This is a genomic window from Paenibacillus methanolicus, assembly GCF_008124765.1.
Taxonomy (GTDB): Bacteria; Bacillota; Bacilli; order Paenibacillales; family Paenibacillaceae; genus Paenibacillus_Z; species Paenibacillus_Z methanolicus.
Map to the genome: position 1 here is coordinate 45634 of NZ_VNHS01000021.1, position 26314 is coordinate 71947.

The following is a 26314-nucleotide window of genomic DNA, read 5'->3' on the forward strand; positions in this document are numbered from 1 at the left end:
GGGTAAGAAGACGTAGCAACTGGCGGGAGAGGCTGAATTCGTGGACGAACAAGAACTTATACATAAGGTGAAAGCGCAAGCCGCGGCGAGGAAGCTGTGGGAGCGGGGAGACGCGATTATCGTGGCCGTCTCCGGCGGACCGGATTCCATCGCCCTGCTTGACCTCCTTCACCGAATGCGAGAAGACGAGGGCCTTCGGTTGGTTGCGGCTCATGTCGATCATGGATTTCGGGGAGAAGAGTCGGCATCGGAAGCGGAGACGGTCCGTCGATTCGCGGAGAAACTTGGCGTTCCCTGCGAGTCGGTTTTTATCGATTTGCCCAGTTATATAGAAGAGACCGGTATGAACCCGCAGGCGGCGGCGCGCGAGAAGCGGTACGAGTTCTTGCTCCAGACCGCGCGCAAGCACGGCGCGCGGCGGATCGCGCTTGGCCATCATGCGGACGATCAGGCCGAGACCGTGTTGATGCGGATTCTGCGCGGCACCGGTACGTCGGGACTTGCCGGCATGGCGTTCGCGCGCAGCGAAAAAAACGTGCAACTGATTCGGCCGCTGCTTCGTATTAACAAGACGGCCTTGGAACAGTACTGCAGGGCGCGGGGACTGACCGTTACCGACGACAGCAGCAACCGCAAGCGGGACTATACGCGCAATCGGGTTCGTCTTGATCTCATGCCGGTTTTGCGGAATTACAATCCTCAGTTGACCGATTCGCTGGTCCGATTATCGGATATTGCAGCCGAAGAGGACGACTGGATGGAGTCCGAAGCGCGAGAAGCTTTCCGCCGCCTGGCGGTTGTGGAAGCGGACGGTTGCCGTTTGGAACGCGGCGCTTTGCTTGGCCTTCATGTCGCTTTACAAAGGAGATTGATTAAACTAATATTGATTCATATGGGCATGGAAAAGGAAACCACTCCATTCGATACCGTTGAAAGCATGCGCGAAGCGGCCCGCGAGGACGCGGCTTCCACATGGCGGATCGATGCGGGCGGCGGAATTCGTTTCGCGAGGGAATACGATAACCTGCGCTTTTGGCGGGGCGAAGCGCTCGTCCCGGGCTCTTATCGCTACGAATTGGAAGCAGCCGAGAACCGGCTGTATATAGCGGAAGCGGGAATCGCGCTGTCGCTAACCTTGGGGCCAGCCGCCGTTGCGACCAAGCCTGCGGGCCGGCACGAAGCCGTGTTCGATGCGGAGCGGCTTGCGTTTCCGCTCGTCGCGAGGAATAGACTTCCGGGCGACCGCATGCGGGTGATTGGTTTAAACGGCACCAAAAAAGTGCAAGATATGTTCGTTGATGAACGAATCCCGCCGTCTAGACGGGAACTCATGCCGCTTCTGGCCGACGCTTCGGGGGACATCATTTGGATCCCGGGAGTCAGGCGGGGAGAAGCCGCCCAGGTGACGGAGGTCACGCGGCAGGTGCTGCGCATTCGGGCTCTTACTGATGACTATTAAGGCAGAATTTGTCCGAATAAGAAGCGCCCAAGATTTCATAGTATAGGTAAAAACATGGGAGGTCCCGGCATTGCTGAACGACATTCAAGAAGTACTATACGACACAGACCAGATTCAGCAGAAAGTGAAGGAGCTTGGCGAGACGATCAGCGCGACGTTCGAAGGGCGCAACCCGCTCGTCATTTGCGTGCTGAAAGGCGCATTCATCTTCATGGCAGATCTGGTGAAGAACATTACGATTCCGCTGGAGATCGATTTCATGGCGGTATCGAGCTATGGCCATTCGACGAAGACATCGGGTGTCGTGAAGATTATTAAGGATTTGGATGTACCCGTGCAAGGCCGGGAAATTCTGATCGTCGAAGATATCATCGACAGCGGTTTGACGCTGAGCTATCTGATCGACGTTCTCGAAAGACGCAACGCGAAATCCATTACGCTCGTCACCTTGTTCGATAAGCCGTCCGGCCGCAAGGTGGAACTCAACGCCGATTACAGCGGATTCGTCCTGCCGGACGCGTTCGTGGTGGGCTATGGGCTCGACTATGCCGAGAAGTACCGCAATCTGCCGCTCATCGGCATTTTGAAGCCGGAAGTTTACGAGAAGTAAGACGAGGGGAAGCTTCGGCTTCCCGCTGACCGTTTCTTTCGCGAACGATGCGATTCGCCGTACATGCACCCTCCCTGACGCGGTTTGTGGTGGAGATTCATGATATGGTAAAATATCTTAAGCGTCTTGAGAGGAGGTAGGGGATGAATCGGATCATCCGTAACACTGGTTTTTATCTAATCATCTTTTTAGTGACTGTCGGGATATTCCAATTTATCAGCAGCCAAAACGATAGCAGCGTCGAAATCCGCTACGACCAGCTACAGCAGGAATTAGCTAACGATAACGTAAAGGTACTCACGCTGCAGTTCGAGAATTATTCCTACTTGGTCACTGGTGAATATAAAACGCCTCCCGCGGGAAGCAAGGACCCTGAACAGAAGAAGTTCTACACGCACACGAACGTTGAGGAATTCGTCATCGAGGACATTTTGTCCGTGGCGGAGAAGAACGGCGTCGAGGTGAAGAACAAACCGATGAAGGGCGACAGCATTTGGCTGACCTTTCTGACGTCGATCATTCCGTTCGTGATTATTTTCATTCTGTTCTTCTTCTTAATTAATCAAGCGCAAGGCGGCGGCGGCAAAGTGATGAACTTTGGCAAGAGCCGGGCACGCTTGTATAACGAAGAAAAGAAACGCGTGACGTTCGAGGACGTCGCCGGCGCCGACGAGGAGAAACAAGAGCTCGTCGAAGTCGTCGAGTTTTTGAAAGACCCGCGCAAGTTCGCGGCGGTCGGCGCTCGCATTCCGAAGGGCGTCTTGCTGAACGGACCTCCAGGTACGGGTAAAACGTTGCTGGCGCGCGCCGTTGCGGGCGAAGCGGGCGTTCCGTTCTTCAGTATTTCCGGTTCCGACTTCGTCGAGATGTTCGTCGGCGTCGGTGCTTCCCGCGTCCGCGACTTGTTCGAGAACGCGAAGAAGAACGCGCCGTGCATTATCTTCATCGACGAGATCGACGCCGTTGGCCGTCAGCGCGGCGCCGGACTCGGCGGCGGGCATGACGAGCGCGAGCAGACGCTCAATCAGTTGCTCGTCGAGATGGACGGCTTCGGCGCGAACGAAGGCATCATCATCGTCGCGGCAACGAACCGGCCGGATATCCTGGACCCTGCCTTGCTTCGTCCAGGCCGCTTTGACCGTCAGATTACCGTAGATCGTCCGGACGTGAAGGGCCGCGAAGCGGTACTTAAAGTACATGCGCGCAACAAGCCGCTTGCGAAGGATGTCAAACTCGATATTATCGCCAAGCGTACGACGGGCTTCACCGGCGCGGACTTGGAGAACCTGTTGAACGAGGCGGCGCTGCTTGCGGCTCGCCGCAACAAGAAAGATATCGCCATGGTCGAAGTGGACGAAGCGATCGACCGCGTCATCGTCGGCACGGAGAAACGCAGCCGCGTGATCAGCGACCGCGAGAAGCGCATCGTCGCTTACCACGAAGCCGGCCATACGATTATCGGCTACTTCCTGGAGCATGCCGATATGGTGCATAAAGTTACGATTATACCGCGAGGCAAAGCAGGCGGCTATGTCATCATGCTTCCGAAGGAAGACCGGATGCTGACGACCAAGCAAGAATTGCTCGATAAAGTAACCGGTTTGCTTGGCGGCCGCGTGGCCGAAGAACTCTTCATCGGGGAAATCGGCACGGGCGCCTATAGTGACTTCAAACATGCCACCAGCATCGTTCGCGCGATGATCATGGAGTACGGCATGAGCGAGAAACTTGGACCGCTTCAATTCGGCAGCTCGCAGGGCCAAGTGTTCCTGGGCCGCGATATCGGCCATGAGCAGAACTACTCCGATGCGATTGCTTACGAGATCGACCAAGAGATGCAACGCATCATCAACGATTGTTATACGAGAGCGAAGAACCTGCTGAACGAGAAATCCGATGCGGTTCACCTGATTGCCCAGACGCTGCTTCGCGAGGAGACGCTGGAACTGGAGCAAATCAAGCGCTTGATCGACGGCGGTTCCATCAATGGCGGCGGCGACGCAGCCGGCGAATCCGCCGAAGAAACGACGGCCGATCCGATCGTAGATACAATCGGCGGCGTGAAAGTTCGCATTCAATCCCGCGAACCGGGGGAAGGAACGCCGAATAGCGATCCGGACGACGGTTCGAACGGCAACGGATAGTGCGATGAAGCTGTTTCAATCGATGCTCGACCCTTCACCGGGGCGGCGCGATTGAAACAGCTTTTTCATGTGCACAAGGCTTTCTGGCGGAAAAGGAAATATGTTACACGATAATAACATTTAGTGCGGGATATACTACTTGTACAGCCATTTCTGATGAATTTGATGTGAATTTAATGGTATTAATGCGTTATGTTAGTTGACATATTTTAGATTGACGCAGACATGCTTTTCGAAGATAATAGGTAAAGTATCGGCGATAGGCAGATATAGGTTGCAATGGTCAATTGCCTTGATTCCGGCGAAGCCGGATGTAGCATTTGGCCCGTCCTGTAGCGTGCGAATCGGCTGGAACTTTTACCAAGAATAGGAGCGATTAACACATGAAGAAGCGTCTGATGTGGGTAACAGTGGTCGCGCTGGTGCTAACGCTTGCACTCGCAGGCTGCGGCAGCAAGAACAACACCGAGAACGGTGGGTCTAACGCAACAACGAACAACGGTGCAACCGGCAACGGTGGCACGAACGCCGATAAAGAGACAGACGGCGGAACGAACGGCAAAGACATTCGCATCGGTATGGCGACAGACGTTGGCGGCGTAAACGACAAATCGTTTAACCAAAGCGCTTGGGAAGGCCTCCAAGAAGTCGAAAAAGCGACTGGCGCATCCGTTAAATACCTGGAATCCAAAGGCGACGCTGACATGGAGCCGAACCTGAACAAATTCGTCAAAGAAGGCTACGATCTCACATGGGGTATCGGTTTCCTGTTCGAGACCGCTATGAAGAACGTTGCTGCGCAAAACCCGGACGCGAAACTCGGTCTGATCGACAGCGTAGTTGACGCGCCTAACGTGCAATCCGTTACGTTCGCCGAGCATGAAGGTTCTTACCTCGTCGGCGTGGTTGCGGGCTTGATGACGAAATCCGGCAAAATCGGCTTCGTTGGCGGCATGGACATCCCGGTTATCAAACGCTTCGAAGCTGGTTTCAAAGCAGGCGTGCTGGCAGTTAAACCGGACGCAGACATCAAAATCAACTACACGGGCGACTTCTCGAAGCCTGACCTTGGTAAAGCAGCAGCAGCTACGATGTACAATGACGGCGTAGACATCATCTTCCACGCAGCAGGCGCGACGGGTAACGGCGTGTTCACCGAAGCCAAAGACCGCGTGAAGAACGGTACGCAAGTATGGGTTATCGGCGTAGACAAAGACCAATCGCTTGAATTCGGCGACGAAGTAACGCTCACATCGATGATGAAAGGCGTTAAACAAGCCGTTGAGAAAGTATCCAACGACTTGATCGCAGGCAACTTTGCCGGCGGCACGACGACTGTCCTTGGTTTGAAAGACAATGCGGTAGGTCTTCCGGAGACTTCGTCGAAGAACGTTCCGGCCGACGTGCTTGCGAAAGTAGACGAGTACAAACAACAAATCATCGACGGTAAAATCACGGTTCCTACGGAATAACATCTTTTCGTGAAACTTGGCTTTCTCGGGAAGGGATTAAAGACCGGCTCTCGAGCCGGTCTTTTTTAAAGAGCAATTTGAGTATCAACAAGGAATTATTTGTTATTTAAAAATGGATTTCAATTCTAGTATACGCTTACATAAACCGTGAAGTATACTGTTCAATGGAGCAATAAGGTTTAGAAAGGAGATGGCCATATCATGGAACAGAACGCGACAGCGGTTGAATTGAGTGGCATCACGAAGCGGTTTCCGGGCATTGTAGCGAATGACGGAATTAGCTTCAAACTCCGTAAGGGCGAGATTCACGCGCTGCTTGGGGAGAACGGTGCCGGCAAGTCAACGCTGATGAACATATTGTTCGGCCTGTACCAACCGGATGAAGGCGAAATCCGGGTTAATGGCATGCCTACCGTCATCGATGGTCCTTCCAAAGCCATTGAACTTGGCATCGGCATGGTGCATCAGCATTTCAAGCTCGTTCAACCGTTCACCGTAGCGGAGAATATCGTGCTGGGCAGCGAGCCGTCCAAGGGCGGCGTGATCAATTTGAAGCAAGCGAACGAGAAGGTTAAGCGGCTGTCCGAGCAGTACAGGCTGCAGGTAGATCCGAACATGCGGATCGAGGACATCACGGTCGGCATGCAGCAACGGGTGGAAATCCTGAAGACGCTCTACCGCGGCGCGGATATTCTGATCTTCGACGAGCCGACGGCGGTGCTGACGGTCCAGGAAATCGAAGAACTTCTCGAGATTCTCCGAAGCCTGGCGGCCGAAGGCAAGTCGATCATCATCATTACGCATAAGCTGAAGGAAGTCATGGCGCTCTCCAATTCCGTCACGGTCATCCGACGCGGCAAGGTCGTAGGCACGGTCGAGACGAAGAGTACGAACGAGCGCGCGCTGGCGGAGCTGATGGTAGGCAGAAGCGTAAGCCTGCAGACGGAGAAATCGAGACGCGAAGTCGGCAAAGTGATTTTCGCCGCGAAAGATCTGCAGATGAAGTCGAATCAGAACAAATTGGTGCTCAATGGCGTAAGTTTGGAGATTCGCGCAGGCGAAATTCTCGGCATTGCGGGCGTCGACGGCAATGGTCAGTCGGAGCTGGTGCAGGCGATTACCGGCATGGTGAAGCTGAGCGGCGGTCAAGTGTCGATCAACGGCAAGGACATCACCAATCAGAGCCCGCGCCAAACCGGTTTGGCCGGCATCAGCCATATTCCGGAGGACCGTCACAAACATGGCTTGGTGCTGGACTTCACGCTCAGCGAGAACGTCGTGCTGGGCAACTACTTTCAGAAGCCTTTCAATAATGGCGGATTCCTGAAGTACGAGGAAATGGACAAGCTGGCGCATAAACTAACGACGGAGTTTGACGTCCGTTCTTCGGGCATTCACACGCATGCTCGTTCGCTCTCCGGCGGTAACCAGCAGAAGGCGATTATCGCCCGCGAATTGTGGCGGAATCCTTCGCTTCTCATCGCGGTGCAGCCGACGCGCGGCCTGGATATCGGAGCGATTGAGTATGTACAGCAGCGGCTGCGTCAAGCAAGAGATGAAGGCAAAGCGATTTTGCTGATTTCCTTCGAGCTCGACGAGCTGTTTGAATTATCGGATCGGATTGCCGTTATGTATGAAGGGCGAATCGTCGGCGAGGTTGACCCGCTCAACCGCGACAATCAGCGCCTGGGCATGCTGATGGCGGGCGACACCAACGCGTAGGGGGGTGAAGGTATGGAATCTCCAGAGAAACAATATAACAAGGCTTTAGGCAAAGGCATCAAGATTTTCACGAAGTCGTCTTCGCTCGTTCCAATCGTCGCCATCATTCTCGGTTTGATTACCGGCGCCCTCGTCATGTTGGCAGGCGGTTACAATCCGCTGGTCGCGTACGGTGCGCTGTTCGGCAAGCTAATCGAGAGCCCGTATGACATTGGCGAGACGATTCGCGCCATCACCCCGCTGATTTTCACGGGGTTGTCCGTAGCCTTCGCGTTCCGGACGGGCCTATTCAACATCGGCGCCGAGGGACAATTCGTCATGGGGATGCTGGGCGCGACGCTCATCGGCGTGAAGCTGGATCTCCCTTGGTTTATTCATGCGCCGCTTGCGATGGTCGGCGGAGCGGTGCTTGGCGGCATTTGGGCCGGCATCGTCGGCTACCTGAAAGCCAAGCGCGGCGTGAACGAAGTTATCTCGAGCATCATGATGAACTGGATCGGTCTCTACTTCGCCAACTACGTCATCGGTACGTGGCTTAGCGAGAAAGGGCAACAGAAGTCCAACGAAGTTCATGAATCGGCCTCGTGGTCCATCGGCTGGTTGTCGGAGATGATGGATCATGCGCGCATGCACGGCGGTACGATCGTCGCGCTTATTTGCGTCTTTCTCTTCTATATCCTGCTTTGGAAAACGAAACAAGGCTATGAGCTTCGCGCGGTTGGCTTGAATCCGGACGCGGCTCATTACGCAGGCATGAACGTCGGACGCACGGTCGTGAAATCGATGTTCATCGCGGGCGCGTTCGCTGGTCTTGGCGGCGCCTTCGAGGTGCTTGGCGTATTCGGCTATCAAACGATTTCGTCGGCATCTCCTGGTTATGGATTCGACGGCATCGCGGTATCGCTCTTGGGCGGCAATACGCCGGTCGGCATTTTGCTGGCGGCTATCCTGTTCGGCGGTCTAACGTACGGGTCGGGCGGAATGAGCTTCGAGGCCGACGTGCCGACGGAAGTCGTGCGCATCGTTATCGGCGCGATAATTTTCTTCATCGCTTCGCATGGCATCGTACGCATGGTCATGAAGCCGTTCTCCTTCCGTAGAAACAAGCCGACTGACGGCAGCAAGGAGGCGTCACGCACATGAACGTAATCGAAATTCTCGGTCAATTAATGAACACGACGCTCGTATTCTCGACCGCTCTCATCTTCGTGGCGCTCGGCGGTTTGCTATCGGAGCGTTCCGGCGTCGTCAACATCGGCTTGGAAGGTCTGATGACGGCAGGCGCATTCGCGGCGGCGGTCGGCGCGGATTATGCGGCGCGCAGCGGTATGGGCGGCTTGACCGCGGCATGGGTAGGCATCGTCACGGCGATGATTTTCGCCACGGTCTTCGCCTTGCTGCACGCGCTGGCAACCATCACGTTCAAGGCGAATCAGGTTGTCGTCGGTACGGTCATTAACTTCTTGGCGCTAGGCTTCTCCCTGTACTTGGTGAAAAACCTGTACGACGGCGCGGGCGAGACCAACTCCGTCGAGATGTTCTCCAAATACGCGATTCCGGGTCTGTCGGATATTCCGCTGATCGGCGAAGGGCTCTTCACGGCGTATCCGACCACGTATCTCTGCATCGTCATGATCGCGATCGTCTGGTTCGTCCTGTTCAAGACGCCGTTCGGCCTGCGCCTGCGCGCGGTAGGCGAGCATCCGGGTTCCGCCGATACGGTCGGCATCTCGGTTACGAAGTATCGTTACATCGGCGTGCTGCTTAGCGGCGTGCTGGCAGGTCTCGGCGGCGCGACGATTACGCTGACGACGACGGGTACGTTCTCGCATAACACGATTTCCGGTCAAGGCTTCATTGCCTTGGCGGCCGTTATCTTCGGCAAGTGGCATCCGCTCGGCGCGGCCGGCGCGGCGATCTTCTTCGGCTTCGCGATTTCGCTTCGCAACTTCGCGCAGCTGTTCGAGTTCTCGCAGCAGATTCCGGAGGAATTCTTCTACATGCTACCGTACTTGCTGACGCTCATTGTGCTGGCGGCAGCGGTTGGCCGCTCTCGTGCGCCGGGCGCGCTCGGCGAACCATACGATCCGAGCAAACGGTAAGTGTTTATTTAACCCGATAGCCATTTCAAGCCAAATTGGTTCATCCTGATGGCTGTGGACCCTCATGCTTTCGATTACGCGAAGGCATGGGGGTTTTTCTTATGGGGACTTTATTGACAGCCTTTCGCCCCTTGTGTAAATTAATTCTTAATCAAATGAATTTCCCCGAGATGGTTCACACTATATCTGTTCTTATCGATAAGTTTGTGCATCTGTTCACAAAGTGGAAAAAGAGGAGAGGTCACGACATGGAAGCATTGGCACTCGAGCGCAAAGCCGAACAGAATCGAGAACTGCGCGAACGCCTGATGCAATTAAAGAAAGAGCGTAATGCCATCATACTTGCTCATTATTATCAGCGCGATGAAATACAGGAAGTGGCGGATTTCCGCGGGGATTCCTTCCTGCTGGCACAAAAAGCGGCGCAGACGGACGCGGACGTTATCGTGTTCTGCGGCGTCCACTTCATGGGCGAGAGCGCCAAAATTTTGGCACCGAACAAGACGGTCATCATTCCCGACGAACGGGCAGGCTGCCCGATGGCGGATATGGTGAACGTGGATGGGCTTCGCAAGCTGAAGGCGCAGCACCCGAACGCGACAGTCGTGACGTATATCAACTCATCGGCCGAGATCAAGGCGGAGACTGATATTTGCTGTACGTCGGCGAATGCCGTGCGCGTTGTCAACTCCGTCGAATCGGACGAAATCATTTGGGTGCCGGATAAGAATCTCGGCCACTACGTACAGCAGAAAACCGACAAGAAAATGATCATCTGGGAAGGCTACTGCAATACGCACGATATGCTCACCGTCAAAGACGTGGAAGAGATGAGAGCCAAGTATCCGAATGCCGAATTCGTCGTCCACCCGGAATGCCGTCCGGAAGTCGTGGCGCTCGGGGATTTCGTCGGCAGCACGACCGCCATTATTAAATATTGCAAAGAATCGCCGAATAAAGAGTTTATCGTGGGAACGGAAGACGGCACGGGATACCAACTGCGCCTCGATAGCCCAGACAAGACCTTCCACTTCGCGACCAAATATCTCGTTTGCCCGAATATGAAGGTCAACAACTTGAAGAAGCTGGTCAAGTGTCTGGAGACGATGCAGCCGCAGATTTACGTGCCGGAAGAAGTCGCAGATAAAGCCCGTTTATCCTTGGAGCGCATGTTACAGGTGAAGTAGCATGCGCTACTCTCTTTCCATAGAAAGGAACGACGAGACCCGATGATCCCACGTTATTTAATTGATATTGATCTATCCGAGCTCCCTGTCGTGGAGAAGGACGTCCTCGTCATCGGCGCCGGGATTGCGGGCTTGTTCACCGCGCTTAAGGCAAGCAAGACGCATGACGTGCTCATGATTACGAAGAAGTCGCTCATGGACAGCAATACGCGCTATGCCCAAGGCGGGATTGCCGCGGTCGTCGCCGAGGACGATTCCCCGGCCTACCATCTTCACGATACGCTTATCGCGGGCGCGGGGCTTTGTTCGGAGACGGCCGTGGACGTCCTCGTTCACGAGGGGCCCAGAGGGGTCGAGGACCTCGTTCGAATGGGCACGCAGTTCGACCAAGAGAATGGCGAATACGAGCTGACCAAAGAAGGGGCGCACAGTCATCGGCGTATCCTGCATGCGAACGGTGACGCGACCGGCTACGAGATCGTGCGCGCGCTGTCGGAGAAAGCGATGGCGGAGTCGAGAATCGAAGTCTGGGACGATCATTTCGTCATTGATCTGGTGACGGCGGACGGCGAGTGCAGCGGCGCGATCGTGCAGAAGCCGGATGGCAGCCGATTGTACGTGCGGGGCAAAGCAACCGTGCTCTGCTCGGGCGGAATCGGTCAGCTATATCGCTATACGACCAACCCGGACGTCGCGACGGGCGATGGCGTCGCCATGGCTTATCGCGCAGGCGCTTACATACAAGACATGGAGTTTATTCAGTTCCACCCGACGTCGCTCTGTTATCCGGGCGCGCCGCGCTTCCTTATCTCGGAAGCGGTGCGCGGCGAAGGGGCGGTGCTTCGCAATATACGGGGCGAGCGATTTATGGACCGCTATCATGAGCAGCTGGAGCTTGCGCCGCGCGACGTCGTCGCGCGGGCGATCATCAGCGAGATGGAGGCGACCAAGTCGACGTTCGTGTATTTGGACATCACGCACGAATCGCCGGAGATGGTGCGTCACCGGTTCCCGAACATATACGAGTTCTGTCTTACCTACGGACTGGATTTGACGACCGACTGGATTCCGGTCGCTCCTGCCGCGCACTATATGATGGGCGGGGTGAAAACCGATTTGCAGGGCGAGACCAACATTCCCCGTCTGTTCGCGTGCGGCGAATGTTCATCCACAGGGGTGCACGGGGCGAATCGGCTGGCGAGCAACTCGCTGTCGGAAGCGATCGTGTTCGGCCGCCGCATCGTGAAGCGCATTCACGAGCTGTCCCCGCTGCAGGCAGGGCTTTGCGATCAGCCGATCTCGCAGCAGCGCACGCATGCGCCGATGCAGGCCGTCGTCGAGAAGCGGCTCAAGCTGCAGAAGGTGATGGTGCGGAACGTGGGATTGCGCCGCGACGGCAAAGGCCTGGCGAGAGGACTCGAGGAGCTGAAGCGCCAGCTGCCGTTCTTTCAGCATATGCTGCGCACGCGCGAGGAATATGAATTTGCGAATTTGCTCACCTGCGCCATGTTGACCGCGGAAGCGGCGGCGGCCCGGGAAGAGAGCCGGGGGGCGCATTACCGGGAGGATTTCCCGGAGCGCGACGACCGGGCATGGCGTACCCATACGCTGCTTCACCGGGAACACGGGTTATCGAAAGGAGTAACGGAGCATCATGATGAATAGCGACCTGTCCGCGATCGGCGGCAACGCCGAAGCGCTGCGGCAGCAGATCAAAGCCTGGTTGGCCGAGGACGTCGGCGCGGGGGATGTCTCCAGCTGGTCGACGATTCCCGCTGGCCGGCAATCCAAGGCAGTTATACATATGAAGGATGACGGCATTATCGCCGGCATTCCGGTTGCGCGTCTTGTATTCGATACGGTCGATCCGACGCTTGTTTTCCATACGCATGTCGCCGATGGCGAAGCCGTCGAGCACGGCAAGGTCATCATCGAGGTGGAGGGCAGCACGCATAGCATTTTGACCGGTGAGCGTCTCGCGCTCAATCTTATGCAGCGGATGTCCGGCATCGCGACGAAAACCCGAAGCTATGTGGATGCGATAGGCGGACTTCCGACGCGCTTGGTCGATACCCGCAAGACGACGCCGGGCCATCGGTTGCTTGAGAAATACGCCGTTCGCGTGGGCGGCGGCGCGAATCACCGGTTTGGCCTCTATGATGCGGTCATGATCAAAGATAATCATATTAAAGGCGCCGGCGGCATCCGCGAAGCCGTCGAATCCGCGCGCAGACAAATCCCCCATACGATGAAGATCGAAGTGGAGACCGAGTCGCTCGCGCAAGTGGACGAAGCGCTTGCGTGCGGCGCGGATATCATCATGCTGGATAATATGAAGCCGGACCTCATGCGCGAAGCCGTCTCCCGTATCAAATCGCGGTCCCCTCATGTTATTGTAGAAGCATCGGGGGGCGTGAACCTGACGACGATCCGCGGCATCGCCGAGACGGGCGTGGACGTCATTTCGGTCGGCGCGCTCACCTATTCGTTCCAGTCGCTCGACATCAGTCTGGACTTGAACGAGAAAAAGGGAGGCCAAGGCTAGTGATTCTGGTTGTAGACGTAGGCAACACGAATATCGTGCTTGGTATTTACGATAAGAAGACGCTGCTGCATCATTGGCGGCTGAGCACGAACCGTTCCGCCACGGTGGACGAGTACGGCGTGCTCATACATAATTTGTTTCGCATAGCGGGCGTCAGCGTGAAGGACGTAGAGGGCGTCATCATTTCCTCGGTCGTGCCGCCGCTCATGCGCACGCTTGAGCAGCTGTGCGAACAATATTTGCACAAGGCGCCGCTCGTCGTGGGTCCGGGCGTCAAGACCGGGCTTAACATCCGCTACGAGAATCCGCGGGAAGTCGGCGCGGACCGGATCGTCAACTCGGTGGCGGGGATCGAGAAATACGGCGCGCCGCTCATCGTGGTCGACTTCGGCACCGCGACGACGTTTGATTATATCGACAACGGCGGAAACTATTTAGGCGGTGCCATTGTGCCGGGCATCGGCATTTCGACGGAGGCGCTCTATCAGCGCGCCGCGAAGCTGCCGCGCATCGAGCTGGTGAAGCCGAAGAGCGTCATCGGACGCAATCCGGTCACGTCGATGCAGGCCGGCATTATTTTCGGCTATGCGGGACAGGTGGACGGCATCGTGAGACGCATACGTTCGGAATTCGGCGTCAGTCCCCGCGTCATCGCGACGGGCGGGCTCGCGGAGCTGATCGCCGGCGAATCGGAGACGATCGAATTGGTCGATCCGCTGCTGACGCTGGAAGGGCTGCGCATCATTTACGAGCGGAATCAGGATTAAGGAGAGAATCGAGTGGAGACAACCAAAGATATACTGGTGCGCGGGACGGCATGGGGCGGCAAGCTGCGCGTCTTTGCCGTGCGCACGACGGAACTGGTCCGGGAATTGGAGACGCGTCACGAATCGATGCCCACGGCAACGGCTGCGCTTGGACGAGCGGCTACCGCGGGAGCGATGATGGGCGCGATGCTAAAGGGCGAAGAGAAGCTGACGATTCAGGTGAAAGGCGACGGGCCGATGGGCCAGATCGTAATCGATGCCAACGCGAAGGGCGAAGTGCGCGGCTACGCGGAGCATCCGCAGGTGCATTTGGCCAGCAATCCGCAAGGCAAGCTGGACGTGGCGGGCGCGGTAGGCCGCAGCGGCTTTATCCACGTGCTGAAGGACTTGGGATTGAAAGAACCTTACCGCGGCAGCGTCCCGATTATTTCGGGCGAGTTAGGCGAGGACTTTACTTACTATTTCGCTTCCTCCGAGCAGACGCCTTCGGTCGTTGGGCTTGGCGTGCTGGTCGGCCCGGATGGCGTCATGAACGCGGGCGGTTTCATCGTGCAGCTGCTGCCCGGCGTGACGGATGACGAAATTACGCGCTTGGAGCGTGCCGTGGCGAATATGCCGCCGGTAACCGCGCTGCTCGATCAAGGGGAGACCCCGGAAGGCATCCTCGGATTCTTGGTCGGCGACGAGTTGAACCTGATGGACGAGATGAGCATCGTGTTTCAATGTAAATGCTCGCAGGACCGCATCGAACGGACGATGATCAGCTTGGGCGAGCAGGAGCTGACGACGATTATCGAAGAAGACGGGCGTGCGGAGATCGTGTGCCATTTCTGCAATGAGAAATATGAATTTGACCGGCCGCAGCTAGAGCGCTTGCTTGAACAGGCAAAGCCGAAACCGATTCAATAGTCGGAGGCGCGAATCATGGGGAAAGACCGGGTGCTGAGGCGAATCGTACTGCTTCAGGCCGTATGTATGGTGGTGCTCGCGGTGGTCGTCATCACGCGGGTTCTCGCGCCGCAGGGAAGCGGCAAGAACGAAGGCGGCGAGCCGGAAGAAGACATGCAGGACAAGGGCTCTTCGATCGCGGCGACCGTCGGGGACGAGACGATAACGTGGCAGGAGTTCGAGAGCCGGCTGAAGGATCAATACGGGGATACCGTGCTCCACACGTTAATGGCTCGCGCCGCGATCCGGCAGGAGGCCGCCGCCGGCGGCCTGACCGTGAGCGAATCGGAGCTTGAGCAGGAATTGAAGTCGATGATGGAAGGGTACGAGAGCGAAGAGCGGTATTACAGCGAGATGCGGCAAAGCTTGGGACTGACGCCCGAAGAAATTCGGGACGATGCCAAGTACAAGCTGCTGCTCGAGAAAATCGCGACGCGGGATATCGCCATCACGGAAGAGGAATTAGAACAATACGTGATCGACCAGCAGGCGCAATTTACAACAGGAATCCAGCTCCGTCTCGCGTGGATCGTCACCGAGGGCGAGCAGGCTGCGGAGGAGCTGCTGGAGCAGCTCGAAGCAGGCGCGAAATTCGACGAATTGGCCGCGTCGGCGTCGATTGATCGCGATACGGCCTCTATCGGCGGTGAGCTTGGGTGGATCGAGCAGGACGATCCCTTTTTCGAACAAGACGTGCTGCTGGCGGCATCGTCGCTTGCGCCGGGCGAAGTGACCGGGCCGATCCCGGTCGAAGGCGGGCAAGCGATCGTGCTGCTGGCCGACCGCAAGGAAGAGAAGGCGATGAGCGAAGAGGCGGTTCGCTCGCGCGCGCGCAAGCAGTTGGCGCTGGAGAAGGCCGAGTCGCTGCAAGACGTTGAAGAGAAGCTCCTGCGCAAATACGAGGCGAAGGCCATGGTGCCCGGAGCGGCGGGAACGGATGTACAGACGTAGCGAACATGAGACCTGCCGCGGCGGGGAGCCGTTATTCCTACTAGCTCGATTCGCAAACTACCTATTGACAACGAGCGTTAAATATTGTTAAGATGTAGATAATACCAACTGAATTAGTCGGAATAAGGAGGCTCATTTTCTCATGGCTAGAATTGTGAATAATGTAACCGAACTCATTGGCGATACGCCGCTTGTTCGCTTGAACCGTCTGGTACCGGAAGATAGCGCGGAGATCTACGTCAAGCTTGAATTCCAGAACCCCGGCGCCAGCGTCAAAGACCGCATCGCGATCAGCATGATCGAGGTTGCCGAACAAGAAGGCCGCATTAAGCCGGGCGACACGATCGTCGAGCCTACGAGCGGCAACACGGGTATCGGCCTTGCGATGGTTGCAGCCGCTAAAGGCTACAAAGCAATTCTCGTTATGCCTGAGACGATGAGCATCGAGCGGCGCAATCTGCTTCGCGCTTACGGCGCCGAGCTTGTTCTTACCCCGGGTTCCGAAGGCATGAACGGCGCGGTTCGCCGCGCGGAAGAGCTGCAGAAGGAGAATCCTTCTTATTTCATTCCGCAGCAATTCAAGAACCAAGCGAACGTGAAGATCCACCGCGAGACGACGGGTCCGGAGATCGTGGAAGCGATCAACTCCCTCGACGGCAAGCTTGACGCGTTCGTAGCGGGTATCGGCACGGGCGGCACGATCAGCGGCACGGGCGAAGTGCTGAAGAACAACTTCCCGGGCATTAAGATCGTAGCGGTCGAGCCTACGGCATCCCCGATCCTGTCGGGCGGTAACCCAGGTCCGCACAAAATCCAAGGGATTGGCGCGAACTTCGTCCCTGACATTCTGAACCGCGAGATCTACGACCAAATCATTACCGTGGATAACGAGGAAGCGTTCGAGACGGCTCGCCGTTCCGCGAAAGAAGAAGGCCTTCTGGTCGGCATCTCCTCGGGCGCCGCGATTTTCGCCGCGCTCAAAGTAGCCAAGGAGCTGGGCAAAGGCAAACGCGTCATCGCGGTCGTGCCTTCGAACGGCGAACGTTACCTGTCTACGCCTCTGTTTAATTTCGAGAACTAATAGCGCCGCGCTTGCGGATTCAAGGGGCTCCTTCGGAGTCCCTTTTTAATTTACATATAGGAAAGTATAAGTTTCACGCTTATACTTTGGCCTCTATGTCTCCATCGCTGAATGCTGCATTCCCAATCTTCCGATTGTGAACGCAAACCAATCAGCTTATCCAGCATGAGCTCGCCGCGCCGCGAAGACGGCGACAGCCGTTTCACCTTGATGCGCGCGGTGGCGAACCGGTATCTTCGATGCCCTTTCCTTTTCAGGTCCGATTCGGTATACTAGCAGGCAACAAGAAGCGCCTTCGGGGCGGATTTCGGTAGACGAAAGATCGGGGGACGATGCATCATGACGGTCACTTCATATGAGGAATGGCGCGGCTGGCGTAAAGCGGGGTACGAGACGTTGCCTGTCGTTTACGCTTGGCCGCTTCCGGAAGGGGAAAGCGGAAGGCCGGATTCGTGGGAGCGAGCGTGGCAGGCAGCCTCTTCATATGCCTTCGTGCTGGAGAGCGGCAAGGACGGACGATATACGTACTTAGGGTTAAATCCGTCTTCGGTCATTCGGGGGAAAGGCGAGCAGGCGGAGTCGACGGATTTGCTTACCGGTGTTAAGCAGACATGGACTGCTTCGCCTCTCGCGGCCGTCCGTCAATGGATGCAGCCTTACCGATCGCCGAGAAGAGCGAATAGCCCGAAGTGGACCGGCGGCTGCGTAGGCTTTTGGAGCTATGACGTCATTCGCACGATCGAACGGCTGCCGGAGCTGGCGGCCGATGACTTGGGTCTGCCGGATTACGTGTTTTTGCGCATGAACGAACTATGGGTCGTCGATCACCAGGCCCGCACGCTATATTGCGCTGTTCACGCGGACAATTGCAGTGCCGATGAAGCGGAGCTGGAAGCGCGGTATCGGGCGGCGCGAGGGCAAGCCGAGCGGATGTTCGGGCTTTGGCAGATGCTTACGGGCATCGGTGCGGCGGAGCAGTCCGAGTCGGCTAGGCTAATAGAGAAGCGGAAAGCTCGCGAAGCGTTCATCGGCGCCGATACGCCACATATCGACGTGGAAGCGATGGAGGGGCTGACCTCGCCGTTTCGCAAGGAAGCGTTCGAAGCTGCCGTGGAGCGGATTCAAGCCTATATCGGCCAAGGCGACGTCTTTCAGGTCAACCTGTCGCAGCGGCAGAGCATGCGTACGGACGCCGCCCCGGAGGATCTCTACGAGTGGCTGCGCCTGGTCAACCCTTCCCCGTACATGGGCATGCTGCGCTGTCCGGACTTTCAGCTCGTATCGGGCTCGCCCGAACTGCTCGTGGAGCTGGTGGATGGCAAGCTGGCCACCCGGCCGATCGCGGGAACCCGCCGGAGAGGCCGGACGGAAGAAGAAGACCGGCGCATGGCGGACGAGCTCCTCTCGAACGAGAAGGAGCGGGCGGAGCATATTATGCTCGTCGACCTGGAACGCAATGACCTCGGACGCATTGCGGCGTATGGCACGGTACGGGTAGAGGAGCTTATGGTCATTGAATATTATAGTCACGTGATGCATCTCGTCTCGCAAGTGGAGGGCGTTCTCGCGGAAGGCAGGGACGCCTACGACGTGATCGCGGCGACTTTCCCGGGGGGCACGATCACCGGCGCGCCGAAGATTCGCACGATGGAAATCATCGAAGAGCTGGAACCGACCAGGCGCGGACCGTATACGGGATCCATGGGCTGGATTGACTATAACGGCGATATGGAATTTAATATAATTATCCGAACGATGGCCGTGAAAGACGGAAGCGTTCATATTCAAGCGGGAGCAGGCATCGTGATTGATTCGGTGCCAGAGCGGGAGTACTACGAATCGCTCAGCAAAGCGAAGGCGCTTTGGAAGGCGGTTGAGTACAGCCAGCGCTGGGCAAGGCGGGACGGACATTTCAAGGGGGGCGAAGCGCATGATTTTGGTCATCGACAACTATGATTCCTTTACGTACAATCTGGTTCAATATTTGGGCGAGCTAGGCCAAGAGATTCTGGTGAAGCGCAATGACGAGATTGACTTGGAGGGAATCGCGGCGCTGGCGCCCGACCACATCCTGATTTCGCCGGGCCCGTGCAGCCCGAACGAGGCGGGAATCAGCTTGGCGCTATTGGAGCGGTTCAAAGGCGAGATTCCGATTTTCGGCGTATGTCTGGGCCACCAGTCGATCGGACAAGCGTTCGGCGGCGAAGTCGTGCGCGCGGAACGGCTGATGCATGGCAAGACCTCGGAGATTTTCCACGACGGGAAGACCGTATTCGCGGGCATCCCGTCTCCGTTCACGGCGACGCGCTACCACTCGCTGATCGTCAAGCGCGAGACGCTGCCGGACTGTCTGGAGATTACCGCGGAGACGGCCGAGGGCGAGATCATGGGACTGCGGCACAAACATTATCCGATCGAAGGCGTGCAATTTCACCCGGAATCGATCATTACCGAGAACGGGCTGACGCTGCTTCGCAATTTCCTTGGCATGCGCGCCGGCGCGGTACGATGAAGGTCGGTTGGAACGGAAGCATCATACATGCGGAGGAAGCCGTGATCCCGGTCTATGATCACGGCTTTTTATATGGAATCGGGCTTTTCGAGACTTTTCGCACGTATGGCGGGCGCCCTTATTTGTTGGAACGTCATTTGGAGCGGCTGGCGGAAGGTTGCAGGGAGCTCGGCATCCGCTGCGAGACGGAGCCGGACGCTATCCGTGCTTGGCTGGCCGACGTTATGGCGGCCAATCATCTGAATGAAGCTTACGTTAGGCTTACCGTGACGGCCGGCGAAGCGGAGCTGGGATTGCCGCAGCATGATTATGAGATGCCGAATAAGCTGCTGCTCGTCAAACCGCTGCCCGACATGAGCGAACGGCTCTATAGGGAAGGCAAAGAACTGGCATTGCTGCATACGCGGCGCAATACTCCGGAGGGGCCGGTTCGATTCAAGTCGCTGCACTATATGAACAATATTTTGGCCAAGCGGGAACTTCGCGGGATCGGCGCGGCCGCCAATGCGGAAGGGCTCATGCTGACCCGGGAAGGCTGGCTGTCGGAAGGCATCGTCAGCAATCTGTTTTTCTTGAAAGACGGCATCGTACATACCCCATCCGTAGACACGGGCATACTGCCGGGCATCACCCGGGCGCGCGTCATGGAACTGGCATCGACGGCTGGATTTCGCGTGCAGGAGGGGCATTATACGTGGGAGGAACTGACCGGGGCGCAAGAGGTCTGGGTAACCAATTCCATTCAGGAGTTAGTCTCGATTTCGACGCTGCGCGCGAACGACGGCGTACGGACTCAAGTCGGCGACGGAACCGCCGGACCTGTCGCGACGTTGCTGCTGGGTGCCTATCGTTCTGAAGCGGGAGCTGAAGGATAAGTAACGTGAAGCGGGATGCGTGAAAATAGAGAAAGGTGGAATCATGTTGACGTCAGGCGGAATAAGACGGCAAGTACCGGAGCGGCATTACGAATTTGGAGACGGGACCGAGCTTACGCTAGGCCGCCGAACGCTGATCATGGGGATTCTGAACGTGACGCCGGATTCGTTCTCCGACGGCGGACGGTTTCAAGCGGTGGAAACGGCCGTCGCGCATGCGCGCAAGATGGCGGACGAGGGAGCGGATCTGATCGACATCGGCGGCGAATCGACGCGGCCCGGCTTCGTGCCGGTACCGTTCGAGGAGGAGCTGAACCGGGTGCTGCCCGTTATCCGCGCGGTGCGGGAAGCGCTGCCCGGCATGCCGATCTCCATTGATACGTACAAGTCCGAGACGGCACGCGCCGCGCTTGAAGCGGGCGCGCATATTTTGAACGATATTTGGGCGCTCAAAGGCGATCCGAAAATGGCGGAGGTCGCGGCGGAGTACGGCTGCCCGATTATTTTGAACCATAATCGTCATGAACGGGACTACGGCGATTTCGTCGCGGACGTCGTGGCGGATTTGCAAGAAAGCGCGGCAATCGCGCGGCGGCACGGCGTGGCGGAGGCGAACATCTGGCTCGATCCGGGAATCGGGTTTGCGAAGAACTATGATGAGAATATGACGCTTATGGCGCATTTGAGCCGTCTTTCGGGCCTGGGCTACCCCATCCTCTTGGGCACCTCGCGCAAGAAATTCATTCGCGAGACGCTGCAGCTTCCGGTGGATGAGTTGGCGTTCGGGACGGCCGCGACGGTGACGCTTGGCATCGCGCAGGGTTGTCAGATTATGCGGGTGCACGATGTTCGCCAAATGAAACAGAACGCGCGGATGGCCGACGCGATCGTATACGGGAGGGAATAACTATGGATCTCATGTCGCTCAAAGGAATGCGGTTTTACGGCTACCACGGCGTTTTTCCCGAAGAGAACAAGCTGGGTCAACAGTTCATCGTGGATCTCGATCTGAGGCTGGACCTGAGCAGGGCGGCTCAAACCGACGATTTGAATTACACCGTCAATTACGCCGAGCTGCACGCGAAGACCAAGTCGATCGTCGAAGGAGCGCCGTTCAAGCTGATCGAGGCGTTGGCCGGTTCCGTTGCATCGCAGCTTCTCGAGGCTTATACTAGTATAAATGAAGTGACGGTCCGCGTAACGAAGCCGCATCCGCCGTTCGACATTCATTTTGACGGGGTCACCGTAGAATTGAACAGAAAGCGGGAACGGTAATGGCTTCAAACGTAAGTCAACCCAAGCAGGCGGTCGCCTACATTGCCCTCGGCTCTAACATGGGCGATCGGGATCAGCTTCTCGTGCAGGCGTTGAACCAATTGAACGACAGGCCGGACATCGATGTGCTGCGCATATCGGGTCTCTACGAGACCGATCCGGTAGGATATACGGACCAGCCGCCGTTCCTCAATATGGCCGCTGCGCTTTCCACCACGCTTGCGCCGGTGGAGCTGCTGCGCGTAATGCTTGGGATCGAGGCGGAGCTTGGCCGGAAGCGGGATATCCGCTGGGGGCCGCGCACGATCGATTTGGATTTATTGTTGTACGACGACGTTCGGATGGATGATCAGGAATTAACGCTGCCTCACCCGCGTATGCTGGAGCGCGCTTTCGTACTGGTGCCGCTTCGCGACGTAATTACGCAAGGCCATGAGCTGTTCGCTCGGGTCGACCAGGAGGCGCAGCGGGCTCTACAGGATGGAGGGGAAGGCATCGCGTTATGGAATACGATCAACTGGCACAACGCGTCCGCGCCTTTAGAAAGCTGAAGGGTTACACGCAGCAGGAACTCGCGGAACGGCTCGACGTCTCGGTGGCGGTGCTCGGCTCCTTGGAGCGGGGGACGCGCAAACCGGATCCGAAGCTGCTGGAGAAAATTTCGAGCACGCTCGGCATCAGCTATGACGAACTGACGAATCAATGACGACAAACGCATAAGCGGGCCGAAGGCACGCAGGATGGAAGGAGGAGGAGCGGCGTGCTCAAAATCGGGAACATCGAGATGAAGAACAAGGTCGTGCTGGCGCCGATGGCGGGCGTGTGCAATCCGGCTTTTCGACTGATTGCCAAAGAATTCGGTACCGGTCTGGTATGCGCGGAGATGGTCAGCGACAAGGCCATTTTGCACGGGAACAAGCGGACGCTGGAGATGCTGTATGTCGACGAGCGGGAGAAGCCGCTCAGCCTGCAAATTTTCGGCGGGGACCGGGAATCGCTGGTGGAAGCCGCGAAGGTCGTTGACAAACAGACGAACGCGGATATTATCGATATCAACATGGGCTGCCCCGTGCCTAAAGTAACCAAATGCGATGCGGGCGCCCGTTGGCTGCTCGATCCGAATAAAATTTACGAGATGGTGTCCGCCGTCGTCGAAGCGGTCGACAAACCGGTAACCGTCAAGATGCGGATCGGATGGGACAGCGAGCATATTTATGCGATCGAGAATGCGCTAGCGGTCGAACGCGCCGGCGGCAGCGCCGTCAGCGTTCATGGCCGTACGCGGGAGCAGCTGTATACCGGCAAGGCTAACTGGGACATTATAAGAGATGTTAAGCAAGCTGTATCCATCCCCGTTATCGGCAATGGCGATGTGGTTACGCCGATGGACGCGAAGCGCATGCTCGAGCATACGGGCGTCGACGGCGTCATGATCGGCCGCGGAGCGCTCGGCAATCCGTGGATGCTGTATCGAACCATTCAATATCTAGGCACGGGCGAACTGCTTGAGGACCCGACGCCTCGCGAGAAGATGGAAGTGGCGGTCTTGCACATGGACCGGCTGGCCGCGCTCAAGGGCGAAGCCGTAGCGGTGCGCGAGATGCGCAAACACTTGGCTTGGTACCTGAAAGGGCTCCCGGGCGCCGCGCGCGTGAAGGACAACATCATGGAAGAGACCAGCCGCGACAAAATGGTGTCCATCCTCGAGCAGTACATTCTCTCCTTGGGCGAAGAAGGCGACAAGCCCGCGCCATCGACTCCGGTCGAAGCGGGAGAAGCGGCTTATAGCGGGTAAGGACGCCTCGCAAAGGCGAAAAACCGGTCTGGATTCCAGCGGGTTACAATCGAAGATTCGTTGCGGTCGGATTGCTGGCTTTGCTTGCGCCGGCCTTTTCTTCTACATACAAGTGAAGCGTTTTCAAGGGGTGTCTGGCTTTCGTTGACATTTGGTCCAATATTGCAATATAATCTTTCAATAATCGCAATGCTTACGGGTGGAAGCAGGTTCCAGCCGGCAGATTATTCGGTAAGAGTGTCATCCAGAGAGACGTGTCATATAGTGACGCGGCCTTAAGGTCCGCGCACCCCCGTTTACCAATTTTCACATGACAGGAGAATTACAAATGAGCGATAAAGAGATCATCCTCACGCAGGACGGCCTGAAGAAGCTGGAGGAAGAGCTGGAGAACCTGAAATCGGTCAAGCGCCGCGAAGTCGCCGAGCGGATTAAGATCGCCATCGGCTATGGCGATATTAGCGAGAACTCGGAATACGAGGACGCGAAGAACGAGCAGGCGTTCATTGAAGGCCGCATTATCACGCTGGAGAAAATGCTCCGCAACGCGCGTATCATCAACAACGACGAGATCGATATCGATACCGTAAGCATCGGGTCCACGGTTACCGTGGAAGATATCGAGTACGGCGACACGATGGAGTATACGATCGTCGGAACGGCGGAATCCGATCCGTCGCAGAACCGGATCTCCAACGAAAGCCCTGTCGGCAAGGCGATCTTGGGCAAGAAGAAGGGCACGATCGTGGAAGTTAGCGTACCTGCGGGCGTCATTCAATATAAAATCGTCGACATTAACAAAAAGTAGCATCAAACCTTTCAGATGGAAAGCTTCCTAGGGAAGCTTTTTCATCTAAATACAAGCTTTTATAAGTTTCACGTTGAAAAGTCAGTTTGTATTTCTCCGGAATGAAACGCATGCCGCCGCTTCAAGACGGAGACATGCGTTTCACCTTAATTATCGGTTAAACTTAGGAGAGCCATATAACAGAAGCCCGGTTGGGGGCTTCGCAGATTACGTTAGGAGTGAAGGTAGTGGAGCATCAAACGCAAGAGCAAGAATTAAGCGAGCTGCTGCAAATTCGCAGAGACAAACTGGACCAGCTGCGCGGGCTCGGCATCGACCCGTTCGGCGGCAAATTCGAACGCACGCATCAAGCGAAGGACATTCTCGAGGCGTATGAGAACACGTCCAAGGAAGAGCTTGAGGAGCAAGCCAACGAAGTGACGCTAGCCGGACGCATCATGCAGAAGCGCGGCATGGGCAAAGCCAGTTTTGCGCACATCCAGGACCTTAGCGGCAAGATCCAAATCTACGCGCGCAAAGACACGGTGCCGGAAGCGCAATACGAGGCGCTGGATTTACTGGACCTTGGCGACATCATCGGCGTGCGGGGTGTCGTGTTCAAGACGAATACCGGCGAGACGTCCGTAAAGGCGAAAGAAGTCGTCGTTCTGTCCAAGTCGCTGCTTCCGCTGCCCGAGAAGTATCACGGTCTGAAGGACGTGGAGCTTCGCTACCGTCAGCGTTACGTCGATTTGATCATGAATCCGGACGTGCAGCAGACGTTTATTTCGCGCTCGCGCATTATTCAATCGATGCGACGCTACCTCGACTCGCGCGGCTATTTGGAAGTCGAAACGCCAACGCTGCATTCCATCGCGGGCGGCGCAGCAGCCCGTCCGTTCATCACGCATCACAATGCGCTTGATATGCAGCTCTACATGCGTATCGCGATCGAGCTTCACCTGAAACGTCTGATCGTGGGCGGCATGGAGAAGGTATATGAGATCGGCCGCGTATACCGAAACGAAGGGATTTCCACACGTCACAATCCGGAGTTCACCATGATCGAATTGTACGAAGCGTATGCCGACTACAAAGATATTATGGCGTTGACGGAAGCGATGGTTGCGCATATTGCGCAAGAGGTGCTGGGCACGACCAAGATCGCGTACCAAGACCACCAAGTCGATCTGACGCCTTCGTGGCGCCGCGTCTCCATGGTTGATCTCGTCAAGGAACTGACGGGGGTCGATTTCGGTGCTCAGATCACGAACGAAGAAGCCCATGAGGCGGCCAAGGCGCACAAGGTCAAAGTGGAACCACATTGGACGACGGGACATATTCTGAATGCGTTCTTCGAAGAATTCGGCGAGCCCACGCTTATTCAGCCGACCTTCGTCACGGGGCATCCGGTCGAAATTTCGCCGCTCGCCAAGAAGAACGACCAAGATCCGCGTTTCACCGACCGGTTCGAATTGTTCATCGTAGCGCGCGAGCATGCCAACGCCTTTACGGAGCTCAACGATCCGATCGACCAGCGCCAGCGTTTCGAAGCGCAGCTGCTCGAGCGCGAACACGGCAACGACGAAGCGCATGAGATGGACGAGGACTTCATCCGTGCGCTGGAATACGGCATGCCGCCTACGGGTGGACTTGGCATCGGCATCGACCGGTTGGTCATGCTGCTGACCAATGCGCCGTCGATACGCGACGTGCTGCTGTTCCCGCATATGCGCGATCGCGCAGGCGAATAGAGTTTTTAAAAAAGGGTAGGAATCCGGCGGATTCACTGCCCTTTTTTCATGCGAAAGAACTAGTATAAATTAATTTCAAAAAAGGGGTTGCATTCGCCCAGCGGTCTATGGTATCTTATAAAAGTCGCCGCTGAGCAACACGGTCGACAAAGAGAAATGAGAAACAAACTTGTTCCTTGAAAACTGAACAATGAGCGATATATGTCAACGTAAGAAATGAGCTAAACAATCTTTCTTTTATGGAGAGTTTGATCCTGGCTCAGGACGAACGCTGGCGGCGTGCCTAATACATGCAAGTCGAGCGGATCTTACCCTTCGGGGTAAGGTT

General features: G+C 56.6%; 24 protein-coding genes and 1 rRNA gene. All 25 read left to right on the forward strand.

Annotated features, from left to right (window positions below; translation table 11 throughout):
- The first annotated feature begins 40 nt into the window (after positions 1-40).
- Entirely contained in the window at positions 41-1459 is a 1419-nt protein-coding gene (gene tilS, locus BCM02_RS33990; protein ID WP_246183686.1) for a tRNA lysidine(34) synthetase TilS, read from the forward strand.
- A 70-nt stretch (positions 1460-1529) separates the two neighbouring features.
- Positions 1530-2069, forward strand: coding sequence for a hypoxanthine phosphoribosyltransferase (gene hpt, locus BCM02_RS33995; RefSeq protein ID WP_148933564.1), 540 nt, complete (start codon positions 1530-1532; stop codon positions 2067-2069).
- Positions 2070-2212: 143 nt separating this feature from the next.
- Positions 2213-4213, forward strand: coding sequence for an ATP-dependent zinc metalloprotease FtsH (gene ftsH / locus BCM02_RS34000; RefSeq protein ID WP_148933565.1), 2001 nt, complete (start codon positions 2213-2215; stop codon positions 4211-4213).
- Between the two features lie 383 nt (positions 4214-4596).
- Positions 4597-5685, forward strand: a complete 1089-nt coding sequence (locus BCM02_RS34005) for a BMP family lipoprotein (protein WP_148933566.1) — start codon at positions 4597-4599, stop codon at positions 5683-5685.
- 201 nt (positions 5686-5886) lie between these two features.
- Positions 5887-7407 (forward strand): ABC transporter ATP-binding protein, encoded by a 1521-nt coding sequence (locus BCM02_RS34010; protein ID WP_148933567.1) that lies wholly within the window; start codon positions 5887-5889, stop codon positions 7405-7407.
- A 12-nt stretch (positions 7408-7419) separates the two neighbouring features.
- Entirely contained in the window at positions 7420-8550 is a 1131-nt protein-coding gene (locus BCM02_RS34015) for an ABC transporter permease (RefSeq protein ID WP_148933568.1), read from the forward strand.
- Positions 8547-9509, forward strand: a complete 963-nt coding sequence (locus BCM02_RS34020) for an ABC transporter permease (RefSeq protein WP_148933569.1) — start codon at positions 8547-8549, stop codon at positions 9507-9509. The genes BCM02_RS34015 and BCM02_RS34020 overlap by 4 nt, the downstream gene beginning before the upstream one ends.
- A 248-nt stretch (positions 9510-9757) precedes the next feature.
- Positions 9758-10696, forward strand: a complete 939-nt coding sequence (nadA, locus tag BCM02_RS34025; protein ID WP_148933570.1) for a quinolinate synthase NadA — start codon at positions 9758-9760, stop codon at positions 10694-10696.
- A 42-nt stretch (positions 10697-10738) separates the two neighbouring features.
- Positions 10739-12361 (forward strand): L-aspartate oxidase, encoded by a 1623-nt coding sequence (gene nadB / locus BCM02_RS34030; RefSeq protein ID WP_148933571.1) that lies wholly within the window; start codon positions 10739-10741, stop codon positions 12359-12361.
- A complete protein-coding gene (gene nadC, locus BCM02_RS34035) occupies positions 12351-13241 on the forward strand; it encodes a carboxylating nicotinate-nucleotide diphosphorylase (protein WP_246183687.1) in 891 nt (296 codons plus the stop codon). Before nadB ends, nadC begins: the two co-directional genes overlap by 11 nt.
- A complete protein-coding gene (locus tag BCM02_RS34040; protein WP_148933572.1) occupies positions 13241-14008 on the forward strand; it encodes a type III pantothenate kinase in 768 nt (255 codons plus the stop codon). Before nadC ends, BCM02_RS34040 begins: the two co-directional genes overlap by 1 nt.
- A 12-nt stretch (positions 14009-14020) precedes the next feature.
- Entirely contained in the window at positions 14021-14917 is an 897-nt protein-coding gene (gene hslO, locus BCM02_RS34045; protein WP_148933573.1) for an Hsp33 family molecular chaperone HslO, read from the forward strand.
- A gap of 15 nt (positions 14918-14932) precedes the next feature.
- Positions 14933-15907, forward strand: a complete 975-nt coding sequence (locus BCM02_RS34050) for a peptidylprolyl isomerase (protein WP_148933574.1) — start codon at positions 14933-14935, stop codon at positions 15905-15907.
- A gap of 142 nt (positions 15908-16049) precedes the next feature.
- Positions 16050-16988 (forward strand): cysteine synthase A, encoded by a 939-nt coding sequence (cysK, locus tag BCM02_RS34055; protein ID WP_148933575.1) that lies wholly within the window; start codon positions 16050-16052, stop codon positions 16986-16988.
- Positions 16989-17327: 339 nt separating this feature from the next.
- Positions 17328-18944 (forward strand): anthranilate synthase component I family protein, encoded by a 1617-nt coding sequence (locus BCM02_RS34060; RefSeq protein ID WP_148933576.1) that lies wholly within the window; start codon positions 17328-17330, stop codon positions 18942-18944.
- Positions 18919-19500, forward strand: a complete 582-nt coding sequence (gene pabA, locus BCM02_RS34065; protein WP_148933577.1) for an aminodeoxychorismate/anthranilate synthase component II — start codon at positions 18919-18921, stop codon at positions 19498-19500. Before BCM02_RS34060 ends, pabA begins: the two co-directional genes overlap by 26 nt.
- A complete protein-coding gene (locus BCM02_RS34070; protein ID WP_148933578.1) occupies positions 19497-20375 on the forward strand; it encodes an aminotransferase class IV in 879 nt (292 codons plus the stop codon). Before pabA ends, BCM02_RS34070 begins: the two co-directional genes overlap by 4 nt.
- A 43-nt stretch (positions 20376-20418) precedes the next feature.
- Entirely contained in the window at positions 20419-21282 is an 864-nt protein-coding gene (gene folP / locus BCM02_RS34075) for a dihydropteroate synthase (protein WP_148933579.1), read from the forward strand.
- Between the two features lie 2 nt (positions 21283-21284).
- A complete protein-coding gene (gene folB / locus BCM02_RS34080) occupies positions 21285-21650 on the forward strand; it encodes a dihydroneopterin aldolase (protein ID WP_148933580.1) in 366 nt (121 codons plus the stop codon).
- Entirely contained in the window at positions 21650-22201 is a 552-nt protein-coding gene (gene folK, locus BCM02_RS34085) for a 2-amino-4-hydroxy-6-hydroxymethyldihydropteridine diphosphokinase (RefSeq protein ID WP_148933581.1), read from the forward strand. Before folB ends, folK begins: the two co-directional genes overlap by 1 nt.
- On the forward strand, positions 22153-22356 hold the full coding sequence (locus tag BCM02_RS34090; protein WP_148933582.1) for a helix-turn-helix domain-containing protein: 204 nt from the start codon (positions 22153-22155) through the stop codon (positions 22354-22356). The genes folK and BCM02_RS34090 overlap by 49 nt, the downstream gene beginning before the upstream one ends.
- Positions 22357-22410: 54 nt before the next feature.
- Entirely contained in the window at positions 22411-23445 is a 1035-nt protein-coding gene (dusB, locus tag BCM02_RS34095; protein WP_148933583.1) for a tRNA dihydrouridine synthase DusB, read from the forward strand.
- A gap of 328 nt (positions 23446-23773) precedes the next feature.
- Complete coding sequence (gene greA, locus BCM02_RS34100; protein ID WP_148933584.1) at positions 23774-24253, forward strand: transcription elongation factor GreA; 480 nt, start codon at positions 23774-23776, stop codon at positions 24251-24253.
- Between the two features lie 227 nt (positions 24254-24480).
- The gene (gene lysS, locus BCM02_RS34105) at positions 24481-25986 is read left to right on the forward strand and encodes a lysine--tRNA ligase (RefSeq protein WP_148933585.1); all 1506 of its coding nucleotides are present in this window, start codon (positions 24481-24483) and stop codon (positions 25984-25986) included.
- Positions 25987-26222: 236 nt separating this feature from the next.
- A 16S ribosomal RNA gene (locus BCM02_RS34110) occupies positions 26223-26314 on the forward strand; the annotation flags it as partial.

Excerpts from the sequence above, each read along its gene's own strand:
- folB (WP_148933580.1), top strand. The coding sequence starts at position 21,285 with ATGGATCTCATGTCGCTCAAAGGAATGCGGTTTTACGGCTACCACGGC.
- nadB (WP_148933571.1), top strand. The coding sequence starts at position 10,739 with ATGATCCCACGTTATTTAATTGATATTGATCTATCCGAGCTCCCTGTC.
- pabA (WP_148933577.1), top strand. The coding sequence starts at position 18,919 with ATGATTTTGGTCATCGACAACTATGATTCCTTTACGTACAATCTGGTT.
- BCM02_RS34090 (WP_148933582.1), top strand. The coding sequence starts at position 22,153 with ATGGAATACGATCAACTGGCACAACGCGTCCGCGCCTTTAGAAAGCTG.
- nadA (WP_148933570.1), top strand. The coding sequence starts at position 9,758 with ATGGAAGCATTGGCACTCGAGCGCAAAGCCGAACAGAATCGAGAACTG.
- ftsH (WP_148933565.1), top strand. The coding sequence starts at position 2,213 with ATGAATCGGATCATCCGTAACACTGGTTTTTATCTAATCATCTTTTTA.
- BCM02_RS34005 (WP_148933566.1), top strand. The coding sequence starts at position 4,597 with ATGAAGAAGCGTCTGATGTGGGTAACAGTGGTCGCGCTGGTGCTAACG.
- BCM02_RS34010 (WP_148933567.1), top strand. The coding sequence starts at position 5,887 with ATGGAACAGAACGCGACAGCGGTTGAATTGAGTGGCATCACGAAGCGG.
- BCM02_RS34070 (WP_148933578.1), top strand. The coding sequence starts at position 19,497 with ATGAAGGTCGGTTGGAACGGAAGCATCATACATGCGGAGGAAGCCGTG.
- greA (WP_148933584.1), top strand. The coding sequence starts at position 23,774 with ATGAGCGATAAAGAGATCATCCTCACGCAGGACGGCCTGAAGAAGCTG.
- nadC (WP_246183687.1), top strand. The coding sequence starts at position 12,351 with ATGATGAATAGCGACCTGTCCGCGATCGGCGGCAACGCCGAAGCGCTG.
- BCM02_RS34050 (WP_148933574.1), top strand. The coding sequence starts at position 14,933 with ATGGGGAAAGACCGGGTGCTGAGGCGAATCGTACTGCTTCAGGCCGTA.
- folK (WP_148933581.1), top strand. The coding sequence starts at position 21,650 with ATGGCTTCAAACGTAAGTCAACCCAAGCAGGCGGTCGCCTACATTGCC.
- BCM02_RS34060 (WP_148933576.1), top strand. The coding sequence starts at position 17,328 with ATGACGGTCACTTCATATGAGGAATGGCGCGGCTGGCGTAAAGCGGGG.
- BCM02_RS34015 (WP_148933568.1), top strand. The coding sequence starts at position 7,420 with ATGGAATCTCCAGAGAAACAATATAACAAGGCTTTAGGCAAAGGCATC.
- cysK (WP_148933575.1), top strand. The coding sequence starts at position 16,050 with ATGGCTAGAATTGTGAATAATGTAACCGAACTCATTGGCGATACGCCG.
- folP (WP_148933579.1), top strand. The coding sequence starts at position 20,419 with ATGTTGACGTCAGGCGGAATAAGACGGCAAGTACCGGAGCGGCATTAC.
- BCM02_RS34020 (WP_148933569.1), top strand. The coding sequence starts at position 8,547 with ATGAACGTAATCGAAATTCTCGGTCAATTAATGAACACGACGCTCGTA.